Genomic DNA, 25,315 nt, shown 5'->3' on the forward strand with positions numbered 1-25,315 from the left:
CGCCAACTTCATGGGCTTCGTCAAACTCGCCGCTATCGCCATCTGGCTCAAATAGTTAAATCGTCACCACCGCCTAGGCCTCGGCCGGAAACGTCTCGTCCAGCGGCGCGATCGGCACCAGCGGGGCCGGCACGTCGGTGGTCTTTTCCTTAGACTTGCAGATATCGGCGATGACGCAGGCCGGGCAGTCGGGCTTGCGCGCCTTGCAGACATAGCGGCCGTGCAGGATCAACCAGTGATGCGCATGGCGCATGAATTCAGCCGGTATGACCTTGAGCAGCCCTTCTTCGACTTGTTCCGGCGTCTTGCCCGGCGCCAGCCCGATCCGGTTGCCGATGCGGAAGATATGCGTGTCGACCGCCATGGTGTGCTCGCCGAAGGCGACGTTGAGCACGACATTGGCGGTCTTGCGCCCGGCGCCCGGCAGCTTCACCAGCTCGTCGCGATCCTGCGGCACCTGGCCCGAATAATCGTCGATCAGCGCCTTCGACAGCGCGATCACGTTCTTCGCCTTGTTGCGCCACAGACCGATGGTGCGGATGTAATCGCCGACCTTGGCCTCGCCCAGCGCCAGCATCTTGGCCGGCGTATCGGCCGCCGCGAACAGCGCCTTCGTCGCCCTGTTGACGCCGGCGTCCGTCGCTTGCGCGGACAGCACCACCGCGACCAGCAGGGTGAAGGCATTGACATAGTCGAGCTCGCCTTTCGGCTCAGGCCGCTGCACGCAAAAGCGCCGGAAGATCTCATGCACCTCGGCGGGGCTATAGAGCGACCGCGAGGCGGCCTTTCGCGGCCGCCGACCAGGCGCCCGGCTGCCACCGGCAGTGGAGGGTTGAGACTTTTTGACAGCTACGGATTTTTTCGACTTGGGAGGCGCCATTTCCTTCCTATAATATTCCCTCATGAGCGACACAAACGCCTCGTTCCAGGCCGACGAGCCATTTTTCCAGGCCTTGCTGACGCCGCACCGCTCGCTCGGCCGCACCGGCTTCCTGATCCTGATGGGAGCGCTTCTGTTCGGCTGGGCGGTCACCGGCGCCTTCTTCCTGGCGCACGGCGCCTGGCCGGTGTTCGGCTTCTTCGGCCTCGACGTGATCGCCGTCTACATCGCCTTCCGCGCCAATTACCGGGCCGCGCGCGCCCGCGAGGAAATCTCGGTCTCGCGCACCAGTCTCGACATTCGCAAGACAGCGCCGTCCGGTCGTTCGGAAGCGCATCATTTCAATCCGTTCTGGACGCGGTTTTCGATCGCCCGCCACAGCGAGATCGGCATCACCAAGATGGCCGTCGAAGCGCAGGGCAAGAGCGTGGCGATCGGCGGCTTCCTCAATCCCGACGATCGCGAGAGTTTTGCCACCGCCTTCTCGCGCGCGCTGGCGACCGCCAAGACACGCTGAGCATGATCCCGAACCGAAGGTCCGCGTCAGCGAAAAGCGGAAGCCGGTTTTCGGACAAGATCATGCTCGGAGCAAACAAGCCTTTCAGAACCGGTAGCGCAACAGCCTGCCGACCTTGCGCATCGCTGGGATGAGCTTCCAGAGACCGACGAACAGACGCGCCGACCAGCCCAGGCGCGCCCCTTGCTCCGGCTTGTAGGATGGGATCTCGCCGATGAAGCGAAGTTTGGGCACCGCCCGCTCCAATTCGCGCGGATCCTCTATGGCCCAATGAACTTCGGCGCCGGTCGCCTTGATGGCCGGATTGAGGCGCATCAGCTTCAGGCCGAACCGGCTATAGGCGTCGAACATCAACTCGCCGCCGGCAAGATGCGAGACAAGCCGCGCAAGCAGCCGCGGTCCCTCCTCGGCTGGAAGATAGGGTGTCAGCCCCTCGGCCGCCACGATCGCCAGGCGATTGCGGGGCACCGCGGCCAGCCAGCCCGGTTCGGTCACCGAGGAAGCGATCAGATGGTAACGGTTCCTGGACGGATAGAGCCTGCGCCTGAGCTCGACGACGTCCGGATAGTCGACGTCGAACCAGTCGACGCCTTGCGGCGGGTCGACGCGAAATATCCGCGTATCGAGCCCGCATCCCAGATGCAGCACGATCGCGTCCGGATATCTTGCGAGGAAATCCGCGACGCAGACGTCCAGTGTCTTCGCCCTGATTGCAAATCCCAGCCCGAGATTGCCGTCGACCTTGAGCCTTGCGAAATCATAGTCGATCTTGCGCACCGCCTCGTCGGCGAAGCGATCCTGAAGCAACGAATTGGGCAGCCGGCTCTCCAGCGCCTTGCCGTAGAGCGTCATCAGCAAGGTTTCCCTTGCCCCGGTCATATCAACCTTTTCGCCGGCCATGATCGTCCTTTTCGGCCCGAAGCTCACTCTATCTGGGTGTGGATGGCGGGAAGGCAAGTTTCGGGTGGAGGCAAAGTTCTGGAAGGCCGATATTCGGGACAAGGAGATATTGCCATGAACGCTCAGATGACCATGAATACCCGCATGAAACCGACCGCGATCCTCCAGGACGACATCACGCCGGAAGGCAGCGACTACGAGGTCGTGCGCCGCGCCATCGAGAAGATCAGCCTCGACTATCGCGACCAGCCCTCGCTCGAGGTCCTGGCCGAAGAGGTCGGCGAGACGCCCACCGGCCTGCAGAAACTCTTCACCCGCTGGGCCGGCCTGTCGCCCAAGGCCTTCCTGCAGGCGGTGACGCTCGACCATGCGCGCAGGCTGCTCGATTCCGGCATGCCGCTGCTGGAGACCTCGTTCGAGCTCGGCATGTCCGGTCCCGGCCGGCTGCACGACCTCTTCGTCACCCATGAGGCGATGTCGCCCGGCGACTACAAGACCCGGGGCGCGGGTCTCACCATCCGCTACGGCTACCACATCTCGCCTTTCGGCATCGCGCTGATCATGGTCACCGACCGGGGTCTCGCCGGCCTCGCCTTCTGTGACGCCGGCGGCGAGCGGACGGCCTTCGCCGACATGTCCGGCCGCTGGCCGAACGCGACTTACGTCGAGGACATGTCGGCCACCCAGGCTTGCGCCGCGCGGGTCTTCGACCCGACGCAATGGCGCGCCGACCAGCCGCTGCGCGTGGTGATGATCGGCACCGATTTCCAGCTTCGCGTCTGGGAAGCCTTGCTGCGCATCCCGATGGGCAGGGCCTGCACCTATTCCTCGATCGCGGCAAGCATCGGCGCACCCAGCGCCAGCCGGGCCGTGGGCGCGGCCGTGGGCGCCAACCCGATGTCCTTCGTGGTGCCCTGCCACCGGGCGTTGGGCAAGTCCGGCGCGCTCACCGGCTATCACTGGGGCCTGACGCGCAAACGCGCCATCCTCGGCTGGGAAGCGGGGCAAGTAGCGTCGTGAAATCGACGGCCAAGGCCCTGTGGAGATCTTCCTAGCACTTTGATTTTGCGCATGATCCTTTCTAAAATCGGTTCCGATTTTCAGGGGCATGCGTTAGCCTCCCGCGCAACCAGCGGGAGGCACTTTCTTGATTATCGTTGTCGGCTCTATCAACCTCGACCTCATCGCCAATGTCGACCGCTTGCCGGAGCCCGGCGAGACGGTGCGCGGTTCCGGCTTCGCCACCGCGCCCGGCGGCAAGGGCGCCAACCAGGCCCTGGCCGCGGCGCGCGCCGGCGCGCAAGTGCGCATGGTAGGCGCGGTCGGCAAGGATAGCTTTGCCGCCGAAGCGCTCGCTCTTCTCAAGGCGGGCAATGTCGATCTGTCCGGTGTCGGCCAGAGCTTCGCCTCCACCGGCACGGCGTTGATCCTGGTCGGCGCCGACGGAGAGAACGTCATCGCCGTCGTGCCGGGCGCCAATGATTCGGTGGTGCCGGGCGATATCGCCAAGGCCTTCCTCAAAAAGGGCGACGTCGTGCTCTTGCAGCATGAGATCCCGCTGCAGGCGGTCGAGGCCACACTCGACGCGGCGCGCGCGGCGGGCGCTGTCAGCGTGCTCAACACCGCCCCTTTCCGTGCCGAGGCCGCCGGCTTCGTCGGCAAGGCCGATTATGCCGTCGCCAACGAAACCGAGTTCGATCTCTATGGCGAGGCGCTGGCGCTTTCGGGGCGCGATCGCCCTGCCCGCATGCGCGACTATGCCAAGAAGACAGGCCGCGCCATCGTCGTCACGCTCGGTGGCGACGGCGTGCTGGCCGCCACGCCGGACGATTTCCTCACCGTTCCGGCGCTGAAGATCACGCCGGTCGACACGGTCGGCGCGGGCGACACCTTCTGCGGTTATTTCGGCGCCGGCCTGTCATCCGGCCTGCCGCTTCAGGAGGCGCTCACCCGCGCCGCCGCGGCCGGCTCGCTCGCCTGCCTGAAACCCGGCGCGCAGCCGGCAATTCCACCGGCAAAGGATGTCGACGCCGCCTTGGCGGCGGCGCGGTAATGGCCATGCGTCCCGTCACCAAGCACGCAGTGCCGCCGGCCGGCGATATCTGCCGCCTCTCCGCCGTCGAGCTTGCAGGGAAGATCAGGCAGCGCCATTTGTCGGCGCGCGAGGTGGCCGGCGCTTTCCTCGACCGCATCGAGGCGGTGAACCCGCTGGTCAACGCCGTCGTTTCGCTGCGCGAGCGCGCCGATATCCTGGCCGAGGCCGACAGGGCCGATGCTCATCTGGCCCTTGGCGGCGAGGCAGGAGCGCTCTTCGGCCTGCCGATCGCGATCAAGGATCTCGCCCTGACCAAGGAGCTCAGAACCACCTTCGGCTCGCCGATCTTCGCCGATTTCATCCCCGACGTGGACGATTTCTTCGTCGAGCGCGTCCGCAAGGCCGGCGCCATCATCATCGGCAAGACCAATGTCCCGGAATTCGGGCTGGGCTCCAACACCTACAATCCGGTCTTCGGGCCGACGCTCAACGCCTTCGACCCGGCGCTGACCGCCGGCGGCTCGAGCGGCGGCGCGGCCGTGGCGCTGGCGCTCGACATGGTGCCGGTCGCCGATGGCAGCGACTTCGGCGGCTCGCTGCGCAATCCAGCAGCCTACAACAATGTCTACGGCTTCCGGCCCTCGCAGGGCCTTGTGCCTGCAGGCCCGGACTTCGATGTCTTCCATTCGCAGATGGGCGTCGAAGGCCCGATGGGCCGCAACATTCGCGACATCGCGCTTTTGCTCGACGAACAGGCCGGCTATCACCCGCACGCGCCGCTGTCATATGCCAAGGAGGGTTCGTTCCTCGACGGCTTGGGCGCGAAAGCGTCCGGCGGCCGCATCGCCTGGCTGGGCGATCTCGGCGGCCACCTGCCGACGGAACCGGGCGTGCTCGACCTTTGCGAGGCCGCGCTTGCCCGCTTCGCCGCTGCATCCTTCCGCAGCGAGGCCCTGGTTCCGGATGTCGATTTCGAGGCGCTCTGGCAGGCCTTTGTCACCTTGCGCCAGGCGAGCAGTGGCTGCGGGCTGAAGGCGCACTACGACGACCCGGCAAAACGCAAACTTCTGAAGCCCGAGGCTGTCTGGGAAGTGGAGCAGGCGATGGGCCTGACCGCGCCGCAGGTCCATGCCGCCAGCGTCCGGCGCACCTCGTGGCACCGAACGCTGCTTTCGCTGTTCGAGCGTTTCGACCTGATCGCGTTGCCGACCGCGCAGGTCTTCCCATTCGACGTCACGACCCACTGGCCGCGCGAGGTCGCGGGACGACCCATGGACAGCTATCACCGCTGGATGCAGGTCTCCGCCTTCGCCACCCTGGGCGGCTGCCCGGCGCTTAGCGTCCCGGCGGGGTTCGACGAAAAGGGCCGACCCATGGGCATGCAGTTGATCGGCCGCCCACGCGGCGACCTCGCTGTGCTCAAGGCCGGCGCCGCCTATGAGGCGATATTGCCGTGGACGGCGGGCGCCTGCTGAGCAGCCTCTGAATCGGGCAAGTCGGCACCGCTTGCGCCAACAGTGACGCCGTGCATTGATCCGGCAGCCACCGCCGCATCCCCTCTGTCGGTCCGAGGAAAGACCATGTCGCTGGAACTTTACGCAACCTATGTCGTTGCCTGCATCGTCATCATCCTGGTGCCCGGTCCGACGGTGACGCTGATCATCGCCAACAGCATCCGCCACGGCTCGCGCGCGGGCCTGGCCAACGTCGCCGGCACCCAGGCCGGGCTTGCCATCATGATCGCCATCGTCGGCATCGGCCTCAACACGCTGATCGCCGGCATGGGCCACTGGTTCGAGTGGGTGCGGCTGATCGGCGCCGCCTATCTGATCTGGATGGGCGTGCAGATGTTCCGCTCCAAGGGCACGCTCAATCCCGACGGAACGGCGAGAAAACCGCGCGGCGGCTTCTTCCTGCAGGGTTTTCTGGTGGCGATCAGCAATCCGAAGACCTTGGTCTTCTTCGGCGCGTTCTTCCCGCAGTTCATCGCGCCGCAGGGCAATTACACGCTACAGATCGTCGTGATGGGCCTGACCGCGATGATCTTCGCCGCCATGTCGGATTCGACCTACGCGCTTGCCGCCGGGCGCGCCGGCCGGCTGCTGTCGGCCAGCCGCGTCAGGCTGATGTCCAGGATCAGCGGCAGCTTCCTGGTCGGCGGCGGGCTATGGCTGGCGTTCTCGAAGGCGAAGTGAGCGCCTCACCTTCTCTCCTTGCGGGCCCACAGGGGGAAGCTTACGGGCCCCAGGGGGAAGGAAGAAGCGGCCCTTACAGCCGCCCCAGCCTCTCGACCAGCAGCGCGAAGAAGCCGTCATGGTCGATGTCACGCATCACCATGGCGTTCTCTTTCCGCTTGGTGACACCCCACCAGTCGATCACCGTCATGCCCATGGTGAGCTCCGACGCGGTCTCGACGCTGACATTGCAATGGCGGCCCTTGAACAGCTCCGGCTTGATCAGATAGGCGATCACGCACGGATCGTGCAGCGGCCCGCCATCGGTGCCGTATTTTTCCTCGTCGTAGCGCTCGAAAAACTCCAGCATCTCGGCGGTCGCGGTGCCGACCTTGGTGCCGAGCTGGCGGAAAGCCTGCGTGCGCTTGGACGTGGTCAGCGCCTTGTGGGTGACGTCGAGCGGCATCATCACGATCGGAATGCCCGACTTGAACACTAGATCGGCGGCCTGCGGGTCGACATAGATGTTGAATTCGGCGGCCGGCGTGACATTGCCGCCCTCGGAGAAGCCGCCGCCCATCAAGACGATTTCCTTGATGCGGGGCGCGATTCTCGGCTCGCGGATCAGCGCCAGCGCGATGTTGGTGAGCGGTCCGAGCGGGCAGAGCGTGATCGTGCCGCTTTCCTCGCGCATCAGCGTCTCGACGATGAAATCGACGGCGTATTGTTCCTGCAACGGCATGGTCGGCTCTGGCAGTTGCGGGCCGTTCAGGCCGGTCTTGCCGTGCACTTCCTCGGCGGTGACGAGTTCGCGCGCCAGCGGCCGGATGGCGCCGGCATAGACCTTGACGTCCGGCCTGCCGGCCAGCTCGCAGATCTTGCGGGCGTTGTTTTGGGTCAACTTCAGCGGCACGTTGCCGGCAACCGTGGTGATACCGACGATCTCCAGCTCTGAACTGCCGAGCGCCAGCAATATGGCGACGGCATCGTCCTGGCCGGGATCGGTGTCGATGATGATCTTTCTGGACTGGGGCATTTCAATTCCTTTGGGGAGTCTTTTTGGGCGGGATTTAGAGCGTGATCCCGAAAAGTGGGGACCGGTTTTCGGACAAGATCATGTTCCAACGAAGTGCTGAACCAGGATGGCGGTTCAACGAAACGTCATCCTGATTTCAGTGGCTTGAACTTGATCGCGCGGCGGACCATATCAAGACCATCGGGAAAAATGCCATCCGGGTTTTTCCAGTTTGTGTCGCTCTTCAGAGGACAGTGTAACAATGAGTCGAATGACGCCCTTCTCCAGCCCGCTTCTTCTGGGCTTCGATGCCATGGAAAAGACGCTTGAGCGTCTGGCGAAGTCCGGCGACAGCTATCCCCCGTACAATATCGAGCGCCTCAACGCCGCCGACGGCAAGGCCGAAAGGCTGCGCATCACATTGGCCGTTGCCGGCTTCGCCGAGAACGACCTCGATGTCACCACGGAGGAAAACCAGCTAATCGTGCGCGGACGTCAGACTGACGACACCGAGCGCGAATTTCTCCACCGCGGCATCGCCGCGCGCCAGTTCCAGCGCTGTTTCGTGCTGGCCGACGGCATGCGGGTGATCGCGGCGGAGCTGAAGAACGGCCTGTTGTCGGTCGATCTCGACCGGCCGGAGGCCGAGCGGCTGGTACGGAAAATAAACATATCGGTGAAAGACTGATCTTTGCCGATGGCTCTATGCGAGGCGGCCAATCCTGGCGTCCTCGCGCCAAGGAGGCTTGAAATGACCAGAACTGACGAAACGACCACCATGACCAGCGGCGAACTCGCCCATCTCGGCGAAGGTTCGGTCGCCTATCTCAGGAAAGTGTCGAGCGACGACCTGCGCGGCCGCTTCCCCGGCCTCGACGAAATCGCGCCCGGTATGGAGCTGTGGGCGCTGTTTGCCGCCAACGGCCAGCCGATCCTGCTTTCCGATGCCCGTGACCGGGCGCTGGCGGGTGCGCGGGAGAACGACCTGACCACAGTCGCGATCCACTAACGCGACTCCTGGCCTTCGAGACTCCTGGCCTTCGAAATGAAAAGGGCCGCCCACGGCGACCCTCCGAAGGTTTCAATCCTAAGATTTCAGGCCGCGTGCGAGGCCTGTGTGTCCGACAGCAAGGCGTGGATCGCCACCGCGTCGCGCGTCCCCCTGATCTTGGCCACCGTGTCGGCGTCGCGCAGCACGCGCGCGATGCGCGACAGCGCCTTGAGATGGTCGGCGCCGGCGCCTTCCGGCGCAAGCAGCAGGAACACCAGGTCGACCGGCTGGTCGTCGAGCGCCTCGAAATCGACCGGCGTTTCCAGTCGGGCGAAGACGCCGGCGATCCGCTTCACGCCGGCGAGCTTGCCGTGCGGAATGGCGATGCCGTTGCCGACGCCGGTCGAGCCCAGCCGTTCGCGCTGCAGGATGGTGTCGAACACCTCCCGTTCCGGAATCCCCGAAATCGCCGAGGCTCTCTCCGACAGCAATTGCAGAAGCTGCTTTTTGGAATTCGCTTTCAACGCCGGCATGATCGCCGGGACGCTGATGAGATCACTGAGATCCATGCTTGAAAAATCCCTTGCTCGCCTGCCGCGCCAGTCGTCGCCCCCTCGCGCGGCTGGCTTTTTATCCCTGCGCGACTTTGGTCGTCGACGGATCGATCCAGCCGATATTGCCGTCCGGCCGGCGGTAGACGATGTTGAGATGGTCGGTTCCGGCGTTGCGGAACAAGAAGACCGGGCTGTCGCTGTTGTCGAGTTCGATGACCGCCGAAGCCACCGACATGGTCCGCAGCGTCATGCTTGATTCGGCGACGATGACCGGAGCGAAGTCCTCCGGAATATCTTCCTCATCGTCGGTGAGAGGAGCCATCACGGTGTAGGCGATGTCGGTCGGCTCTTCGCCATTGCCGTTGCCCGTATTGCGCGACTTCAGCCGGCGCTTGTAGCGCCGCAGCCGTGTTTCCAGGCGGTCGGCGGCCGCCTCGAAGGCCAGCGTCGGATCCTGGGCGTCGCCGGTCGCCTGCAGCGAAGCGCCGGAATCGAGCCGGACCATGCAGTCGGCGGAGAAACGCGACCCCGATTTGATGACCGTGACATGTCCTGAAAAACCCCGATCGAAATATTTCTCGATCGCCTCGCCGACCCGGTCGTTGATGCGCGTACGGAACGCATCGCCGATGTCCATGTGTTTTCCCGAAATGCGTAGATTCATCTGAAAACTGACCTTCCTTGCTCAGGCTTCAAACTGTTCCCGAGTTTATACCCGTGGTGCGCGCGCACAAGCTTTGCAGCGGCATGCGCGCCGATTTTAGACCCGAACTTTCCGGTTGATCACAAGTCGCCTTCTTGGCCGTCCGCGGCCTTGTCTGACGGACCCATTCGCAAGCTGGCATTACCGCCCTGCTCATGCGGGCGGGCTTCTAGCCACTTCATTGCGGCTTGTCAATCAAGCTTGGGAATTGTGGAGAACTGTCGAGATTCCGGGGGCGGCCTAGCGGCCGGCGTTCGCCAGCGCTCGCTTCTCCCGCCGCCGCTGCACCGACGATGGGATGTTCATGCCTTCGCGGTATTTCGCGACGGTACGGCGCGCGATATCGACGCCGCTTTCCTTGAGCATGTCGACGATGGCGTCGTCGGAAAGCACGTCGGCGGGCTTTTCCTCGTCGATCATCTGCTTGATGCGGTCGCGCACGGCCTCGGACGAATGCGCTTCGCCGCCTTCGGCCGAGGCGATCGACGCGGTGAAGAAATAGCGCAGCTCGAAAACGCCGCGCGGCGTCAGCATGTATTTGTTGGCGGTGACGCGGCTGACGGTCGATTCATGCATGCCGATGGCGTCGGCCACCGTGCGCAGGTTGAGCGGCTTGAGGTGGCGCACGCCGTGGACGAGGAAGGCATCCTGCTGCCGCACGATCTCGGACGCCACCTTGAGGATGGTCTTGGCCCGTTGGTCGAGACTGCGCGTCAGCCAGTTGGCATTCTGCAGGCATTCGGTGAGAAAGTCCTTTTCCGCCTGGTCCTTGGCGTGGCTCGAAATGCGGGCGAAGTAGACATTGTCCACCAGCACGCGCGGCAGCGTGTCGGCGTTGAGCTCCACCGCCCAACTGCCGTCATTGGCGGCGCGGACCTCGACATCGGCGACGATCGCATCGCTCGCGCCGCCCGAAAACGCCAGGCCGGGGCGCGGATCGAGCGCGCGGATCTCGGCCAGCATGTCGAGCAGATCCTCCTCGTCGACGCCGCAGATGCGTTTCAGCGCCTGGAAATCCCGCCGCGCCAGAAGCTCGAGGTTGGCGACCAGCGCCTTCATCGCCGGATCGAGCCGGTCGCGCGCAGCAAGCTGCAGCGACAGGCACTCGGCAAGGTCGCGCGCGAAAAGTCCCACCGGCTCGAAGGTCTGGCAGACGCCAAGCACACGCGCCATCGCCGCCTCATCCGCGCCGAGCCGGACCGCGATCTCATCGAGTTCGGTGCGCAAATAACCGGCTTCGTCGAGCCCGTCGGCCAGCTCACCCGCGATCAGCCGCTCGCCGGGGCTGAGCGAAGCAAGCGCGATCTGCTCGCCGACGTGCTCGCGCAGCGTAATGGCCGCCGCGGCCATGTCGCCGACGTCGAACCCCTCGGACGATGCTGCGCCCGCGCCGCCCCCAGCGGCCGACTTCCATTGCGCCGTGAGATCCGGCCCCAGCCTCTCGCTGGTGCCTGGATCGTCGGGAAACAGGTTCTCCAGGGAAGAATCGAGCTTTTGCGAGATCGCTTCCGCGCTCCACTCCGTCTCGCCCTCGAACCAATCGCCTTCGGTATCCTTTTCCGGCGACGCCTCGCTTTTCTGGGATAGATCGCCGGTGGCATCGTCCTGCGGTTCGGCCCGTTCCAGCAGCGGGTTGCGCTCGATCTCCTCGTCGATGAAGCGCTCGAGCTCGACATGGGTGAGCTGCAGCAGCCGGATCGACTGCATCAGCTGCGGCGTCATCACCAGCGACTGGGACTGTCTGAGCTGCAGTTTGGCTGCCAGCGCCATGGTGTGATTCAAACGCCTCGTCTACGCATCGGACTGTGCCGAAGCAGATTTTCCCGGCCAGGCATAGAAACTGGCCCGGCTTTTGCTTGTCAAGGAAAACGCTAGCAGTTGCGGCTTACCGGAGCGTTATCGAGCGCTAAAATGACCGAAAGCCGTGACGCGGCCATCGAAACCGCGTCGGAACCCGCGGGTCAGAGCGTGAAGCCCTCGCCGAGATAGAGACGCCGCACATCGGCGTTGGCGACGATCTCGTCGGCGCGGCCATGCGTCAGCACCTGGCCGGCATGGATGATGTAGGCGCGGTCGATCAGGCCAAGCGTCTCGCGCACATTGTGGTCGGTGATCAAGACGCCGATGCCGCGCGCCGTGAGATGGCGAACGAGCTGCTGGATGTCGGCGACGGCGATCGGATCGATGCCGGCGAAGGGCTCGTCGAGCAGCATATAGGCCGGCCGCGTCGCCAGCGCCCGCGCGATTTCAAGGCGACGCCGTTCGCCACCCGACAGCGACATGGACGGCGCCTTGCGCAGATGGCTGATGTGAAACTCCTCGAGCAGTTCGTCGAGCGTGCGCTCGCGTTCCTTGCGGCTCTTTTCCACCACCTCCAGCACGGCGCGAATGTTCTGCTCGACATTCAGGCCGCGAAAGATCGACGCTTCCTGCGGCAGGTAGCCGATGCCGAGGCGGGCACGCCGGTACATCGGCATCGAGGTGACATCGAAGCCGTCGATCTCGATCGAACCTTCGTCGACGGGAACAAGGCCGGTGACCATGTAGAAACAGGTCGTCTTGCCTGCGCCGTTGGGGCCGAGCAGGCCGACCGCCTCGCCGGCGCGCACGCCGAGCGTCACCCCGCTCACCACCTTGCGGCCCTTGTAGCTCTTGGTCAGGCCCTTGGCGATCAGGGTGCCCTTGAACTTCGCTTTGTCGGTGCCGACCGTCGCCGGCGCAGCGGGTTGTGCGGCCGCCCGTCCCGGAAGACGGGCCAGCAGCGAAGTCACGCCGGCCATTAGTTGCTCGACGCTCCCTGCTGCTGCGCGTCCTGTTTCTGCGGCTTGAACATCATGATGACGCGCGGACAGCCCTCGACGTTGCCGAGGCCGCTCTTCATCTGCACGGTGAGCTTGCAGCCCTTGAGCACATTGTCGCCCTGCGACAGCACCACTTCCTTGCCCGAAAGCACCAGCACCTGCGTCTTCATGTCGAATTTGCCGGTGTCGCCGGTGGCGATCTGGTCGTTCGACTTGATGTAGACTTTGTTCTCGACCTCGAGGTGGTCGATATTGGCCGCGCCCGTCATCGCCGATGCGCCGGCCGCCGCGCTTTTGTCAGCTTTTGGGTCCTTGACGTAGTAGACCGTCATCTTGCCGGCCTTGAGCAGGGTCGGCCCCTGATTGACGGTGACGTTGCCGCTGAATATGGCCATGCTGTCGGCCTGGCGGACCTCAAGCTTATCGCTTTCGATCTGGATCGGCTGGTCGCCTGACAGTTTCAACCCCGGGATCTGGCTGGTCGCGCTCGATTGCGCGAACGAATGCGCGGTTGCCAAAAGCAGCAATGCGGAAGCAGCGCCCGGAAGCCATGCGGATTTACTGCGACGCATTCTGTTCTCCACCGTTTACCCCCGCTGCCTTCAGCGCAGTTGGATCTATGTTGACGCGAACCCGGTTCTCGAAGACCACGAGCCTGCCATTGTCCTCGACCGACATCGAGTCCGCGGTGATGCGCGACCCGCCACGGCTGACGTCGACCGGATTGCTCGTCTTCATAGAGCCTTTGCCCATGTCTAGGAAGATCGATTTGAACTTCGCCACCAGGCCGTCCGTCGTCGTCACGCTGACCTCGCTGGTCAGGTCCATCGTATTGGCGTCGCGATTGTAGATACCGTGCGCGGCGTCGACTGACACAATGTTGTCGGTGGCGACGGGCAGTTTGGCATTGATGCCGTCGAGGTCGATGACGGCTTGCTGCCCGACATCCTGCGTCGCCCTGGTCGCCGTCAGCGAATAGGGCAGCTTCTGCTTGGTGAAGCCGTTGAGCTTCGGATTGGCCATCACCAGTTTGCCATCGGAGAACGCCGTGCCATCGGCCTGCACCGAGACGGACAGGGGCGCCTTGAGGTAGGAGTAGACCGGAAAGGCGACGGCGATCGCGACAGCGAGCAGCGGCACGGCGAATTTCAGCACGCGGACGCGGCGCGAGTGCCGCTGCGCGCGGTTGAAGGCATCGCCACGCGTGCCGTCTTGGCTCGCGGGAGCCGATGCCTCACCGGCATCGCTCGTTTCGTCAGATCGCGCCAACATGACTTTTCTAATGGACCTTTGCCCGCCCAAACACCGCCTATAGGTGGTATGCCGGCACCTACAAGCAAGCACAAGCGGAGGAAAACTGCAAAAATGTGACAACTGCCGCCCGCAAAATCGAGAGGAATCCGGCGAGACGGCTTGTACTTCATAGCAGATACGGACTGCTTGCGTTAATTTTTCGTGAGGCCGGCGTCAACGCCGAAGCCCGAAACCAGGTCTTTCGAGGCAATTCCAGGACAAGTGCGAGCGGTTTTCCGACGGGAATTGCATCAGGACAAGGAATAGTGCGTATCACCATTCCGTGAAGCGGTGACCGCTCCAGGAAACGGTAGCCGTGCGCCGAGGCTTGCTTTAAAAGCGTGCTTCCACCCATCCATGAGGCTGACGATGGCAATGAGAGCCGACGACCTGATCGACCGCCGCCGCTTGCGCCGCAAGCTGACGTTCTGGCGGGTCGCCGCGTTTCTGGTTCTGGCGGCAGCAATTATCGCCTTCTCGGCCTGGGTCTATGACGACAATTTTACCGGCCAGGCAGTGCCTCATATCGCCAAGGTCAAGATTGAAGGCACCATCACCGAAGACGAGGAACTGCTCAAGAGGCTGGAAGCTATCCGCACGTCGCCGGAGGTGAAGGGCGTCATCCTCTCGATCGATTCGCCCGGAGGCACCACGGTCGGCGGAGAGTCGATCTTCGATCAGGTGCGCAAGCTTGCCGGCGATAAGCCGGTGGTGGCCGAAGTCGGCACGCTGGCGGCATCCGCCGGCTATATGATCGCCAGCGCTGCCGACCACATCGTCGCCCGCAAGACCTCCATCGTCGGCTCTATCGGGGTGCTGATCCAGTATCCGGACGTCAGCGGCCTCATGGATAAGCTCGGCATCAAGCTTGAGGAAGTGAAATCGTCGCCGCTCAAGGCTTCGCCCTCGCCCTTCAAGCCGACCAATGACGACGAGCGCGCCATGGTGCGCAAGCTGATCCTCGACAGTTACGACTGGTTCGTCGGCATCGTAGCCGACCGCCGCAAGATGACGCATGATCAGGCGCTGGCGCTAGCCGACGGTTCGATCTTCACCGGCCGCCAGGCTTTGGCCAACCATCTTGTCGACGCCGTCGGCGGCGAGCAGGAGGCGATCGATTGGCTGGCGACGAAGGGCGTGGACGGCAAGCTCAAGGTCGTCGAGTGGAAGGACAAGGACAGGCGGGGCGGTTTCCTGTTTTCCCAGTCGATGGCAAAAATGGCGGCCAAGGCGCTCGGCCTGCCCGATGCCGGCGGCGATGTCATTCACGAGCTCGGTGCCGACCGCTTGTTTCTTGACGGTCTCGTTTCGGTCTGGCACCCTTGAGGGCCGTTGGTACCAGCCAAAAAAGCAATAAAATCATCCTGATAATCGATCGCTGTGGTTTTACGGGGAACGTTGTATGATCAAATCCGAGCTTGTGCAGATCATTGCTGCACGCAACCCGCACCTTTTTCTGCGCGATGTCGAAAACATCGTCGGCGCGATCTTTGACGAGATCACCGATGCGCTTGCCGAGGGCAACCGGGTCGAATTGCGCGGTTTCGGCGCCTTTTCGGTGAAAAACCGTCCCGCCCGCACCGGCCGCAACCCGCGCACCGGCGAATCCGTCGAAGTCGAGGAAAAGTGGGTGCCGTTCTTCAAGACCGGCAAGGAGTTGCGCGAAAGGCTGAACGGCGGCAAATAGGCGCCGCGCCGGCGGGTTGAAACGGGATCTTGGCGCAAAGCCGCTTCACCATGGAGATCTGATGTTCAATCGCTTCATCCTCGTCGTGGTCTTCGTGCCGCTGGCAATCATCCTGATCGCGCTCGCCGTCGCCAACCGCGGACCCGTCGCCTTCACGGTCGACCCATTCCATCCCGGCAACCCGGCGCTGACGCTGAGCCTGCCGCTTTTCATCCTCCTGTTCCTGGCTTTGGCCATCGGCATGGTCGTCGGCAGCCTGGCCACCTGGGTGAAGCAGGGGCGCTACCGCAAGCTCGCGCGCCAGCGCGGCCTGGAAGCCGAGAACCTGCGCCAGGCGGTGAGCCGCCCGCCCGTGGCGCCCAATGGACCGGCGCTGCCCAAAGCGAACTAACTAACGTCTCACGGAGCCTCCGATGCTGACCATTTCGGCCGCCGAGGTCGACCGCGCGCTGACCTTTCCGGGCCTTGTCGAGACATTGCGCACCGCCTTCCGCGAAGGCGCCGTGCAGCCGGTTCGCCATCATCATGGCGTGGCGCGCCCGGATGGCGCCGCCTCGACCCTGCTTTTGATGCCGGCCTGGACCGACTTCAACGCCGCCGGCACCTCTGCGGGAGGCCATATCGGTGTCAAGATCGTCACCGTGTCGCCGGACAACAACACAAAAGGCAAGCCGGCGGTGATGGGCCTCTACCTTTTGCTGGACGGCGTCACCGGCGAGCCGCAGGCGTTGATCGACGGCCAGCGGCTGACCCAGTGGCGCACGACCTGCGCCTCGGCGCTCGCCGCCTCCTATCTCGCCCGCAAGGACGCCTCGCGGCTTCTGGTGATCGGCGCCGGCGCGCTGTCGCCCTTCCTTGCCAAGGCGCATTCGGCGGTCCGGCCGATCACATCCATCCGCATCTGGAACCGCACGCCGGCCAACGCCGAAAAGGTGGCGGCCGCCTTGCGCGCCGAAGGCCTTCCGGCGAGTGCCGCCGGCGATCTCGACGCCGAGCTTGCCGAGGCCGACATCGTCGCCTCGGCGACGATCTCGAACACGCCGCTGGTCAAGGGCGCGCTGCTGAAACCGGGCGCCCATGTCGATCTCGTCGGCGGCTTCACGCCCGATATGCGCGAGGCCGATGACGACGCCATTTCCCGCGCCCGCGTCTATGTCGACACCCGCGCCGGCGCCACCAAGGAGGCGGGCGACATCGTCCAGCCGCTGGCCTCGGGCGTGCTGAAGCCGGAAGCGATCGTCGCCGATCTGCACGAACTCGCGCGCGGCGAGAAACAGGGCCGGCAAGACGACAGCGAGATCACGCTGTTCAAGTCGGTTGGCGCGGCGCTTGAGGATCTCGCTGCCGGCATCGCCGTCTACAAGGCGCTCAAGTAGCCGCTGATGCATGTCGCGCAAAAGTGACCTCGGTTTTGCAACAACGACATGCATCAAGCAACGACCTAAAGCGCGTCGCGTGAATCCGTTTCGACGCGACGCGCTTTAGGTCAGGTTGGCCCCCATCGCTTCGCCGATCAGCCGGAAATCGCGCTCGCTGATCTCGAACAGGCCGAAGCGCAACTGGTAGCCCCAGTTCGGCTTGCCGGCGGTAAAATCCAGCCTGTCGGGCAGCGGCTTGATCGGCGCTTCCTTGGCCTCGCGCCAGTCAACGTCGCGCCGCGCAGGCGTGAACCCGCCGCCCATGACGCCCTCATAGACTTCCCCTTGCCGCACCGTGCCTATCGCCGTGAAGGATTGCAGCCGGTCTTTCTCGCCGAGCACGGTGCTCGGCGAGTAGTAAACGATGCCGTCTCCCGGCTTGATGCGGCGCAACGGGGCCGCCTTGCCGTGATTGACCTGCATGAAGCCATCTTTGCGGCCGATCCGCACGTGCTCGGCCGATGCGACGGCAACCCAGAAGGCGCTCATCCTTGCGCTCCCTCGAACGGCCAGTAGACGCGCAGACGATGATTGTCCGGATCGAGCGCGATGAAGGTACGGCCGAAATCGAGATCGGTTGGGGCCTGCAGCACGTTGACGCCTCTGCCAGTCCAATCCGCGTAAGTGGCATCGACCGCCGCCGCGTTCTCGACGGCAAGCACAAGCTCGCCACCACCGCCTGTGGCTGCCGCAGCCGGCTCCACCGTGTGGCGTGACCAGAGGCCGAGCTTGAAACCCTTGTCGAGCACGAACATCGCGAAGGTCGGCGAGGATTCGACCGGCTCGCGTCCAAGCAACGAGGCGTAGAACGCACCGCTCCTTTCCGGGCTGTCGACATAGAGGATGACGAAATTCGGCGTGGTCATGTCTGATCTCCAAAGGGTCTGAACCTTGGGAACCATACGTGGGCCTGCTGTCAGATTCTGGCAGCAGCGATCAGCCGGAAGCGTCTTTCGCTCCATTCTGGCCCGGCGCATCGAGCGCCGCCCGCCATTCTTTCAGCATCGCCTGGCGGCGGCGCGGATAGCGGATGTCGGTCGCTGTCAGGTCGGATATCCGGTCGGCGCGGAAATGCCGGAAATCCTGGCGCGTCTCGCACCACGCCGCCATCACCCGCACCTTGTCGAAGAAGGCGAGCGCGAATGGCCAGACCACGCGCTTCGACGTCGAACCGCCGGCATCGCGATAAAGGAAACCGAGCTTGCGCTCCTCGCGGATCGCCTGCCGCACGACACCGAGGTCGATCGTTTCGACGCTTTCCGATCGCGGTCCGACAAGCAGCGTTGTTGCGTCGAGGTCCTCGCGCAAATCATCCGGCAGCACCGCCGCGATCTTTGCCAGCGCATCGGCCGCGGCGGCGGCCAACCTCCTATCCGGCTGCTTCGCCACCCAGCGCGACCCGAGCACGATCGCCTCGATCTCCTCGTCGCTGAACATCAAAGGCGGCAGCATGAAGCCGGGCTTCAGCACATAGCCAAGCCCGGCCTCGCCTTCGATCGGCGCGCCCTGCCCCTGCAGCGTCGCGATATCGCGATAAAGCGTGCGGATCGAGACGCCCATCTCGTCCGCAAGCATGCGGCCACTCACCGGCCGGCGGTGGCGGCGCAGGATCTGGACAAGGTCGAGCAGGCGGGCTGAACGGGACATGATTGCCTAACCGGTGTGCTGGACAATAGGGCTGGCCCGCACATCACGGCAAGCAGACCGATGCCACGGAACGCCTGCGTCCTGTTCCCGTTGTGTCCGCAATGGAGATGCGCGGATTCCTGCTGTTCTGGTCGGTGCTGACCGCTTTCGTCGCGGCGCTCAGCCTTGGGCCCTCCTTTGCCCATGTGCTGGAATCGCTGCCAAGGTTGACCAGATGGTCGCCGGCGCTCTGGCGTGAGGCGATGGTCTTCAACGCGCAGTTCCAGCTCTTTGCCGTGATCGGAGCGCCGTTGGACGTCGTGGCGATCCTCTGTCCGGCGCTGCTTGCCTGGATGCTGCGTCGAGACCCGCTTGCCTTCCGATTCGTGCTCGCCGCCGCATTGATTTATGCGGTCTCGCTGGCGCTCTGGTTCGGCCTCGTCAAACCCGCCAACGACAGTCTTGCGACCTGGACGCCCGGACCGATCCCGGACGACTTCGAGGCCGCCCGGCTCCGTTGGGAGACCGGCCACATGGCGGTGACCGTGGCGAAGGCGCTTGGCTTCATTTCGCTTTGTTTCGGCCTGCTCGGTCTCCGGCAAGGCTGATGACCCCACCATTGAATGAGCCGCGCTTTGTTGCACCGGTAGGCTGAGCTGTGGCAGAAGCGGGCCGAACCGCCGGAGATGATCTTTCTTGAAATCTTTTCGCGACAAACGCCGCGATGGCCGCCCGCACACCGCAAGGGCGGAACAGCCCCGCCCGCGTGATGCGTCCCCGGCCGGACGGCAGCAGGCCGCACCCGCCGAGCGACGTGAAACGAGACCGGCGGACCGGCAGGACGCCAAACCGGCGTCGCGCGTGCTCGCGCGCCGCGAGGGCGTGCTGCCCGCCGAGCGCCTGCCATTGATCCTCGAAGTCGCGCCCAACGCCGATTACGCGCTGCTGGACAGCGGCGCCGGCGAGAAGCTCGAGCAATACGGCCCCTACCGCATCGTGCGTCCCGAAGGCCAGGCGATCTGGCAGCGGGCCCTTCCGGCGAAGGAATGGCAGCGCGCCGACGCCGTCTTCACCGGCGACACCGACGAGGAAGGCATCGGCCGCTGGCGCTTTCCGAAGGCGCCGCTTGGCGAAACCTGGCCGATGAAGCATGACGGCATCGACTATCTCGGCCGTTTCACCTCGTTTCGTCACGTCGGCGTCTTTCCGGAACAGGCTTCGCATTGGGACCATATGGCGGGGCTGATCGCGGCGGCGAAGCGACCGGTCAAGGTGCTGAACCTGTTCGGCTATACCGGTCTCGCCTCGCTGGTGGCGGCCCGCGCCGGCGCCGAGGTCACCCATGTCGATGCCTCGAAGAAGGCGATCGGCTGGGCGCGCGAGAACCAGGAAATGGCCGGCCTTGCCGATAAGCCGATCCGTTGGATCGTCGAGGACGCGGTGAAGTTCGCGGAGCGCGAGGAGCGCCGCGGCAGCCGCTACGACATCGTGCTGTTCGACCCGCCGGCCTACGGCCGCGGTCCCAAGGGCGAGGTCTGGCAATTGTTCGAGGACCTGCCGGGCCTCACCGACCTCTGCCGCTCGATCCTGACGCCGAAGCCGCTCGCCGTCGTTCTCACCGCCTATTCGATCCGCGCCTCCTTCTTCGCCATCCATGCGCTGATGCGCGATACCTTCGCCGGCATGGGCGGCGCGATCGAATCCGGCGAACTGATCATTCGCGAGAAATCGGCCGGCCGCGCGCTGTCGACCTCGCTGTTCTCGCGCTGGGTGGCTTGAATGACGGCACATGACGGCGCGCGCCCTGTCGGGCAGGTCAAGGAAGTCACCAGCCTTGCCAATCCCCTGGTCAAGGACATCAAGGCGCTCGCGCTCAGGAAATTTCGCGACCAGCAGAGCGCCTTCATGGCCGAGGGCCTGAAGCTGGTCATCGACGCGCTAGACCTCGGCTGGTCCATCAGGACCTTGGTCTTCGCCAAGGCCGGACGCGGCAACGCGGCCATCGAAAAGACCGCTGCGCGGACCGTTGCCGCCGGCGGCACGGTGCTCGAAGTATCGGAAAAGGTGCTCGCGGCCATCACCCGCCGTGAAAACCCGCAAATGGTTGTCGGTGTCTTTGCGCAGCAGACCGTGCCGCTGAAGGACGTCCGCGCCAGGGACGGCGATGTCTGGGTGGCACTAGACCGGGTGCGCGACCCCGGCAATCTCGGCACCGTGATCCGCACCGTCGACGCCGTCGGCGCCAAGGGCGTCATCCTGGTCGGCGACACCACCGACCCGTTCTCGCTGGAGACGGTGCGCGCCACCATGGGCTCGATCTTCGCCGTGCCGGTCGCCAGGGCGACCGAGCAGGCCTTCCTTGCCTGGCGGCGCGATTTTTCCGGCCTGGTCGCCGGAACGCACCTCAAGGGCGTGGTCGACTATCGCTCCGTCGATTTCTCCAGGGGGCCGGTCTTGCTGCTGATGGGCAACGAGCAGCAGGGCCTGCCGGACAGCCTCGCCGAAAGCTGCGACCGGTTGCTCAGAATCCCCCAGGCAGGCCGGGCCGATTCGCTCAATCTGGCCGTCGCCACCGGCGTGATGTTGTTCGAGATCCGGCGCGGCGCGTTGAAGCTCGAGCCTGCCAACGACAGCCGATGAGGACTGCTAAGTGAAATCCTGGTCCCCTTACGTCGTGCTGGTCGTCATCGCCATTGCGCTCGACCAGTGGATCAAGCAACTGGTCGAGAACGGTCTCGCCTTTCAGGAGAAGGTCGATCTCCTGCCGTTCCTGGCGCTGTTCCGCACCTACAACACCGGCATTGCCTTCTCGATGTTCCAGTCCTTCGGCGATACCGGCCTGGTGGTCATCGCCGTGCTGGTCGTCGCCTTCGTGCTCTACCTCGCCGCGCGCACGCCTGCCGGTCATGTCGTCGCCCGCATCGGCTTTGCGCTCATCATCGGCGGCGCGCTCGGCAATCTCATCGACCGCGCCGTCTACGGCCACGTCATCGACTACATCCTGTTCCATACGCCCGTCTGGTCCTTCGCGGTGTTCAATCTCGCCGATGCCTTCATCTCGGTCGGCGCCGCGCTTGTCGTCTTCGACGAGCTGATCGGCTGGGGCCGCGAGGCCAAGCCGCAGGATCCGGGCAATTGACCTCACGCGGTTGAAACCGCAGACTTCTCAACAGCCAGAACCGAGGAGAAAAAAATGTCGGATACCTTCAAAGCCATCCTCGTTTCGCGCGATGCGGAGAAGAAGCAGTCCGTCGATGTCGTCGACCTCACCGAGGCCGACCTGATGGAAGGCGATGTCACCGTCGCCGTCGAGGCGACGACGGTGAACTACAAGGACGGGCTCGCCATCACCGGCAAGGCGCCGGTCGTGCGCCGCTGGCCGCTGGTTCCAGGCATCGATTTCGCCGGCACCGTGATCTCCTCCTCGCATGCCGACTGGCGCAAGGGTGACAAGGTGATCCTCAACGGCTGGGGCGTCGGCGAGACGCATTACGGCGCCTATGCCGGACGCGCGCGCGTCAAGGGGGACTGGCTGGTGCCGCTGCCCGAGGGCATGAGCGCGCATGATGCGATGGCCGTCGGCACGGCGGGCTACACGGCAATGCTCTCCGTCATGGCGCTGGAACGGCACGGCATCGTGCCGGACCGCGGCCCGGTGGTGGTGACGGGCGCCGCCGGCGGCGTCGGCTCGGTCGCCATCTCGATCCTGTCGAGCCTCGGCTACCATGTCATCGCCTCGACCGGCCGCAACGCCGAGAGCCCCTATCTGATCGACCTCGGCGCAGCCGAGGTGATCTCGCGCGAGGAGCTCAGCCAGCCGGCGAAGCCGCTTGCCAAGGAGCGCTGGGCGGGCGGCGTCGACTCGGTCGGCAGCCATACCTTGGCCAATGCGCTGTCGATGACCTCCTATGGCGGCGCGATCGCCGCTTGCGGTCTGGCCGGCGGCATGGACCTGCCGGGAAGCGTCGCGCCCTTCATCCTGCGTGGCGTCTCGCTGCTGGGCATCGATTCGGTGATGGCGCCGAAAGCGGTCCGCCTGGAGGCATGGCGCCGCATCGGCACCGATCTCGACTTGAAGAAGCTGTCGACATTGTCGCGCACGATCGGTTTCGACGGCATTGTCGCCGCCGCGCGCGACATCGTCGAAGGCAAGATCAGGGGCCGCGTCGTCGTCGATATGTAGCTGGAAATGGCGGTTTCGCCCGCGCATGCGGTGGTTAGAATCCGCGCAATCGCTAAAATTCGAACGATCCGTCCCAGTCTTCCATAATTTCTGTCTGGCATGGTCTGCGCATGGTCGCGGACTCCGACATCAGACAGGACAGCAAAGCCGCGGGCGCTGACAGGCTCATACCCAATGCGCCGAAGCGGCGGGTGCTCGTCGCGCCGCCGCTGGCTCCTGAATTGCCTGCGGCGAGCCACGAAGGCTTGCCGTTCCTGACGATCGTCGCCATCGCCGTCATGGCGGGGCTGGCGCATCTTACCGGCGCGCCGCTCATCATCACAATCGGCCTTGCCGCCGCCGCGCTTGCCAGCCTTGCCATGCATCTCCGCAGCCGTCGCGACGAGCGGCGCACCGCAGCGCTTCTCGACGAGACCGCCGCCCGTAGCCGCGCCGAGATCGAGACTCTCGCCGATCGCATGTGGGAGATGCAGGAGAGCGAGGAACGCTTCCGCGGCCTGATCGACGCGCTTGGCGACCTCGTCGTCCACCGTGATCGCGACGGCCATATCGTTTACGCCAACAGCGTCTTCGCCTCGCTTGTCGAGGTCGACGCGCGCGATCTTGCGGGCAAGACCTTGTCCGAGCTTGGCATCGATGTCGGCATCGTTCCCGACGCCGCCTTCTCCGATCATGAATGCCTGAGTTCCACCGATGTCGCGATCCGCACCCCGAACGGGCCGCGCTGGTTCTCCTGGATCGAATTGTCGGTGCGCGACAAGGACACGGGCGCGGTCTCGCACCGCGCGATCGCCCGCGACATCACAGCCCGCAAGCGCGCCGAATCCTCACTGATCACCGCGCGCGAACGGGCCGAATATGCCAGCCTGGCCAAATCGCGCTTCCTGGCCACCGTTAGCCATGAGATTCGCACACCGATGAACGGCATCATGGGCATGGCGAAGCTGCTTGCCGACACCGACCTCTCGCCCGAGCAGCGCACCTATGTCGGCGCCGTTTCCACTTCGGCCAGCGCGCTGCTCGCGCTCATCGAGGACCTGCTCGACTATTCCAAGATCGAGGCGGGCCGCTTCGAGCCCGAGCCGCAGCCGACCTCCCTGCGCGAGATCGCCGACAACATCATCGAGCTTCTGGCCGCGAAGGCCTTCGCCAAGAACATCGGCCTCGGCTGCCACGTCGAGCCCGACGTGCCGCAGATGATCACCGCCGATCCCGGCCGCGTGCGCCAGGTGCTGCTCAACCTCATCGGCAATGCGGTGAAGTTCACCGACGCGGGCGGCGTGCTGCTCACCGTGGCGCGCGCTCGCACCGAAACCACGGACCGCATCTGCTTCACCGTCGCCGACAGCGGCCCGGGCCTGCGCGAAGAGGACATGGAGCGCATCTTCGAGGAATTCGAGCAGTCCGACGGCACCTCGACCAGGGTGCATGGCGGCGCGGGTCTCGGTCTTGCCATCTCGAAGCGGCTGGCGACGGCGATGGGCGGCGCGATCTCGGTTTCGAGCCGGCTCGGCGAAGGGTCCGAATTCGTCCTCGAGCTTCCGGCAGTCGCCGCGACCGAGCCGCCGCCGCATCGCCACAACATCCTTGCCGACCGGCGGGCGGTGATCGTGTCGAAAAACGCCATCGAGGCCGATGCCATCGCCCGCACGATCAGGGCCCATGGCGGCATCGTCGAGATCGCGGCGACACCAAGCCAGGCCGCCCCCTTCGCCGCCGGCTGCAACGTGCTCCTGATCGACGCCGCGCTCGAAAACAGCGACGGCAAGCTGCTCAAGCGGTTGCGCGACTCGGGCTTCGCCGACTGCGAGGCCGTCACCCTGATCGCGCCGACGGATCGCGGCATGCTCGGCGAATTCCGCGCCAGCGGCTACGCCACCTTCCTCGCCAGGCCGGTGCGCGGCGAGACCCTGCTGCGGGTGCTGTTGACCAGCCATGGCTCCACGCTCGCCCAGCCGCGGCCGGAGCCGCGCGGGGCGCCCTCGGTGCGCAAGCGCGACCAGGGCCTGTCGGTGCTGATCGCGGAAGACAATGACATCAACGCCATGCTCGCGCGTGCCACGCTGTTGAAGGCCGGGCATCGCGTCAAGATCGTCGGCAACGGCAAGGCCGCGGTCGATGCCATTACCGATGCCGGCCTCAAGTTCCGCTTCGATGTGGTGCTGATGGACCTGCATATGCCTGTCATGGACGGGCTGGACGCGATCGCCGCCATCCGCCGTCATGAAGAGTCGCTGGCAATGCCGCCGATCCCGATCATGGTGCTTTCGGCCGACAGCCAGGAAAAGACCCGGCATGCCGTGCTCGCCCATGGCGCCAGCGGTTTCGTGACCAAGCCGCTCGACCCGGACGCGCTTGTCCAGGCAGTCGAGGGCCAGGTTGCAGCCTGAGGAAATTTTTAACCCTTGAACGCCTTGGCTTGCCTGGCTTTCGCGATCACAAGATAGCCGGGTGAGGGTATTGCCCAGCCGACAAAGTATTGCCCGCCACGTCGTATCACGGTACTGTCACAATCCTGTTGCACCTACACCGTATCCC

At 64.8% G+C, this 25,315-nt stretch carries 29 protein-coding genes; 17 read left to right on the plus strand and 12 right to left on the minus strand.

What is annotated here, in order from left to right; translation table 11 throughout:
- Window positions 1–73: 73 nt before the first annotated feature.
- On the minus strand, window positions 74–880 hold the full coding sequence (gene nth, locus FJ414_RS11740) for an endonuclease III (protein WP_140644551.1): 807 nt from the start codon (window positions 878–880) through the stop codon (window positions 74–76).
- 22 nt (window positions 881–902) lie between these two features.
- Between nth and FJ414_RS11745 the strand changes: the two genes are divergently transcribed.
- Window positions 903–1,397 (plus strand): DUF2244 domain-containing protein, encoded by a 495-nt coding sequence (locus FJ414_RS11745; protein ID WP_140644552.1) that lies wholly within the window; start codon window positions 903–905, stop codon window positions 1,395–1,397.
- Between the two features lie 84 nt (window positions 1,398–1,481).
- Here the strand turns inward: FJ414_RS11745 and FJ414_RS11750 are convergent, their stop codons facing one another.
- Window positions 1,482–2,276, minus strand: coding sequence for a class I SAM-dependent methyltransferase (locus FJ414_RS11750; RefSeq protein ID WP_246672373.1), 795 nt, complete (start codon window positions 2,274–2,276; stop codon window positions 1,482–1,484).
- 135 nt (window positions 2,277–2,411) lie between these two features.
- Here FJ414_RS11750 and FJ414_RS11755 point away from each other — a divergent pair, with 135 nt between their 5' ends.
- The 4 genes from FJ414_RS11755 to FJ414_RS11770 all read left to right on the plus strand — a co-directional run bounded on the left by FJ414_RS11755 (window position 2,412) and on the right by FJ414_RS11770 (window position 6,527).
- Window positions 2,412–3,317, plus strand: coding sequence for a methylated-DNA--[protein]-cysteine S-methyltransferase (locus tag FJ414_RS11755; RefSeq protein WP_181181594.1), 906 nt, complete (start codon window positions 2,412–2,414; stop codon window positions 3,315–3,317).
- Between the two features lie 127 nt (window positions 3,318–3,444).
- A complete protein-coding gene (locus FJ414_RS11760; RefSeq protein WP_140644554.1) occupies window positions 3,445–4,350 on the plus strand; it encodes a ribokinase in 906 nt (301 codons plus the stop codon).
- Window positions 4,350–5,807 (plus strand): amidase, encoded by a 1,458-nt coding sequence (locus tag FJ414_RS11765; RefSeq protein ID WP_210239665.1) that lies wholly within the window; start codon window positions 4,350–4,352, stop codon window positions 5,805–5,807. The genes FJ414_RS11760 and FJ414_RS11765 overlap by 1 nt, the downstream gene beginning before the upstream one ends.
- A gap of 105 nt (window positions 5,808–5,912) precedes the next feature.
- Window positions 5,913–6,527 (plus strand): LysE family translocator, encoded by a 615-nt coding sequence (locus FJ414_RS11770; RefSeq protein ID WP_140644555.1) that lies wholly within the window; start codon window positions 5,913–5,915, stop codon window positions 6,525–6,527.
- A 73-nt stretch (window positions 6,528–6,600) separates the two neighbouring features.
- Here the strand turns inward: FJ414_RS11770 and FJ414_RS11775 are convergent, their stop codons facing one another.
- Window positions 6,601–7,542 (minus strand): nucleoside hydrolase, encoded by a 942-nt coding sequence (locus FJ414_RS11775; RefSeq protein ID WP_140644556.1) that lies wholly within the window; start codon window positions 7,540–7,542, stop codon window positions 6,601–6,603.
- 241 nt (window positions 7,543–7,783) lie between these two features.
- Between FJ414_RS11775 and FJ414_RS11780 the strand changes: the two genes are divergently transcribed.
- Together FJ414_RS11780 and FJ414_RS11785 are read left to right on the plus strand one after the other, a co-directional pair.
- A complete protein-coding gene (locus tag FJ414_RS11780) occupies window positions 7,784–8,209 on the plus strand; it encodes an Hsp20 family protein (protein ID WP_140644557.1) in 426 nt (141 codons plus the stop codon).
- A gap of 63 nt (window positions 8,210–8,272) precedes the next feature.
- On the plus strand, window positions 8,273–8,530 hold the full coding sequence (locus tag FJ414_RS11785) for a DUF1150 family protein (protein WP_140644558.1): 258 nt from the start codon (window positions 8,273–8,275) through the stop codon (window positions 8,528–8,530).
- 86 nt (window positions 8,531–8,616) lie between these two features.
- Here FJ414_RS11785 and ptsN read toward each other — a convergent pair whose 3' ends face one another.
- The 6 genes from ptsN to lptC form a co-directional block, all read right to left on the minus strand.
- Window positions 8,617–9,081 (minus strand): PTS IIA-like nitrogen regulatory protein PtsN, encoded by a 465-nt coding sequence (gene ptsN / locus FJ414_RS11790; protein ID WP_140644559.1) that lies wholly within the window; start codon window positions 9,079–9,081, stop codon window positions 8,617–8,619.
- Between the two features lie 61 nt (window positions 9,082–9,142).
- Entirely contained in the window at window positions 9,143–9,730 is a 588-nt protein-coding gene (gene raiA, locus FJ414_RS11795; protein WP_140644560.1) for a ribosome-associated translation inhibitor RaiA, read from the minus strand.
- Between the two features lie 279 nt (window positions 9,731–10,009).
- Complete coding sequence (gene rpoN, locus FJ414_RS11800) at window positions 10,010–11,539, minus strand: RNA polymerase factor sigma-54 (protein WP_140644561.1); 1,530 nt, start codon at window positions 11,537–11,539, stop codon at window positions 10,010–10,012.
- Between the two features lie 191 nt (window positions 11,540–11,730).
- Window positions 11,731–12,549, minus strand: coding sequence for an LPS export ABC transporter ATP-binding protein (gene lptB, locus FJ414_RS11805; RefSeq protein ID WP_140644562.1), 819 nt, complete (start codon window positions 12,547–12,549; stop codon window positions 11,731–11,733).
- Window positions 12,549–13,142, minus strand: coding sequence for an LptA/OstA family protein (locus tag FJ414_RS11810; RefSeq protein WP_140644563.1), 594 nt, complete (start codon window positions 13,140–13,142; stop codon window positions 12,549–12,551). The genes lptB and FJ414_RS11810 overlap by 1 nt, the downstream gene beginning before the upstream one ends.
- The gene (gene lptC / locus FJ414_RS11815) at window positions 13,129–13,842 is read right to left on the minus strand and encodes an LPS export ABC transporter periplasmic protein LptC (RefSeq protein WP_140644564.1); all 714 of its coding nucleotides are present in this window, start codon (window positions 13,840–13,842) and stop codon (window positions 13,129–13,131) included. The genes FJ414_RS11810 and lptC overlap by 14 nt, the downstream gene beginning before the upstream one ends.
- A 390-nt stretch (window positions 13,843–14,232) precedes the next feature.
- Here lptC and sppA point away from each other — a divergent pair, with 390 nt between their 5' ends.
- The 4 genes from sppA (at window position 14,233) to FJ414_RS11835 (ending at window position 16,926) form a co-directional block, all read left to right on the plus strand.
- Window positions 14,233–15,189 carry a signal peptide peptidase SppA gene (gene sppA, locus FJ414_RS11820; protein WP_140644565.1) on the plus strand — a complete coding sequence of 319 codons (957 nt, stop codon included), beginning with the start codon at window positions 14,233–14,235 and terminating at the stop codon, window positions 15,187–15,189.
- A 76-nt stretch (window positions 15,190–15,265) separates the two neighbouring features.
- Complete coding sequence (locus tag FJ414_RS11825) at window positions 15,266–15,550, plus strand: integration host factor subunit beta (protein ID WP_027165368.1); 285 nt, start codon at window positions 15,266–15,268, stop codon at window positions 15,548–15,550.
- A gap of 61 nt (window positions 15,551–15,611) precedes the next feature.
- Entirely contained in the window at window positions 15,612–15,941 is a 330-nt protein-coding gene (locus tag FJ414_RS11830) for a lipopolysaccharide assembly protein LapA domain-containing protein (RefSeq protein WP_140644566.1), read from the plus strand.
- A gap of 22 nt (window positions 15,942–15,963) precedes the next feature.
- Window positions 15,964–16,926, plus strand: coding sequence for an ornithine cyclodeaminase family protein (locus FJ414_RS11835; RefSeq protein ID WP_140644567.1), 963 nt, complete (start codon window positions 15,964–15,966; stop codon window positions 16,924–16,926).
- 105 nt (window positions 16,927–17,031) lie between these two features.
- On the opposite strand, the gene FJ414_RS11840 is transcribed toward FJ414_RS11835, so the two are convergent.
- The 3 genes from FJ414_RS11840 to FJ414_RS11850 form a co-directional block, all read right to left on the minus strand.
- Window positions 17,032–17,457 (minus strand): EVE domain-containing protein, encoded by a 426-nt coding sequence (locus FJ414_RS11840; RefSeq protein ID WP_140644568.1) that lies wholly within the window; start codon window positions 17,455–17,457, stop codon window positions 17,032–17,034.
- Window positions 17,454–17,834 (minus strand): VOC family protein, encoded by a 381-nt coding sequence (locus tag FJ414_RS11845; RefSeq protein WP_140644569.1) that lies wholly within the window; start codon window positions 17,832–17,834, stop codon window positions 17,454–17,456. The genes FJ414_RS11840 and FJ414_RS11845 overlap by 4 nt, the downstream gene beginning before the upstream one ends.
- Before the next feature lie 70 nt (window positions 17,835–17,904).
- The gene (locus FJ414_RS11850) at window positions 17,905–18,615 is read right to left on the minus strand and encodes a YafY family protein (protein ID WP_140644570.1); all 711 of its coding nucleotides are present in this window, start codon (window positions 18,613–18,615) and stop codon (window positions 17,905–17,907) included.
- A gap of 101 nt (window positions 18,616–18,716) precedes the next feature.
- Between FJ414_RS11850 and FJ414_RS11855 the strand changes: the two genes are divergently transcribed.
- The 6 genes from FJ414_RS11855 to FJ414_RS11880 all read left to right on the plus strand — a co-directional run bounded on the left by FJ414_RS11855 (window position 18,717) and on the right by FJ414_RS11880 (window position 25,167).
- Window positions 18,717–19,202, plus strand: a complete 486-nt coding sequence (locus FJ414_RS11855) for a DUF1772 domain-containing protein (RefSeq protein WP_140644571.1) — start codon at window positions 18,717–18,719, stop codon at window positions 19,200–19,202.
- Between the two features lie 88 nt (window positions 19,203–19,290).
- Window positions 19,291–20,373 (plus strand): class I SAM-dependent rRNA methyltransferase, encoded by a 1,083-nt coding sequence (locus FJ414_RS11860; RefSeq protein ID WP_140644572.1) that lies wholly within the window; start codon window positions 19,291–19,293, stop codon window positions 20,371–20,373.
- Window positions 20,374–21,234, plus strand: a complete 861-nt coding sequence (locus FJ414_RS11865) for an RNA methyltransferase (protein WP_140644573.1) — start codon at window positions 20,374–20,376, stop codon at window positions 21,232–21,234.
- A 10-nt stretch (window positions 21,235–21,244) separates the two neighbouring features.
- A complete protein-coding gene (lspA, locus tag FJ414_RS11870) occupies window positions 21,245–21,733 on the plus strand; it encodes a signal peptidase II (protein ID WP_140644574.1) in 489 nt (162 codons plus the stop codon).
- 54 nt (window positions 21,734–21,787) lie between these two features.
- Complete coding sequence (locus tag FJ414_RS11875) at window positions 21,788–22,777, plus strand: MDR family oxidoreductase (RefSeq protein ID WP_140644575.1); 990 nt, start codon at window positions 21,788–21,790, stop codon at window positions 22,775–22,777.
- A gap of 110 nt (window positions 22,778–22,887) precedes the next feature.
- A complete protein-coding gene (locus tag FJ414_RS11880) occupies window positions 22,888–25,167 on the plus strand; it encodes a PAS domain-containing hybrid sensor histidine kinase/response regulator (protein ID WP_140644576.1) in 2,280 nt (759 codons plus the stop codon).
- Window positions 25,168–25,315 lie beyond the last annotated feature (148 nt).

The organism is Mesorhizobium sp. B3-1-6 (genome assembly GCF_006439555.1).
GTDB lineage: Bacteria > Pseudomonadota > Alphaproteobacteria > Rhizobiales > Rhizobiaceae > Mesorhizobium.